The organism is Streptococcus sp. HMSC077F03 (assembly GCF_001812375.1).
Classification (GTDB): Bacteria; Bacillota; Bacilli; order Lactobacillales; family Streptococcaceae; genus Streptococcus; species Streptococcus oralis_S.
Map to the genome: position 1 here is coordinate 1 of NZ_KV808754.1, position 248 is coordinate 248.

A 248-nucleotide genomic window follows, 5' to 3' on the forward strand; every position below is an offset into this window, starting at 1 on the left:
GCATCGTTGTCAACCCAGTCGTTCCAATTTTCTTTACTGATGGCATCACTTCCGCGGATAGCCATATAGGTTTTCGTAGTATCATTAGTCAAGGTAGGCGTATCCGTTAAGTAGTAGGCACTGAAACCAGCTTCATCATCAGTTAAGAGTCCTTTTTGATAACGTTTGTGATGAACATCCTGCCTCATCCCATTCGCATCAGGAACTGGTGTCGATGTGACTTTATAAGTATCTCGCAACTCAGGATC

Annotated in this window: 1 pseudogene; it reads right to left on the reverse strand. The window is 43.5% G+C overall.

Annotation, left to right across the window (positions count from 1 at the left end):
- Positions 1-248 (reverse strand): annotated as a pseudogene (locus tag HMPREF2853_RS02295) (DUF2974 domain-containing protein); the annotation flags it as partial.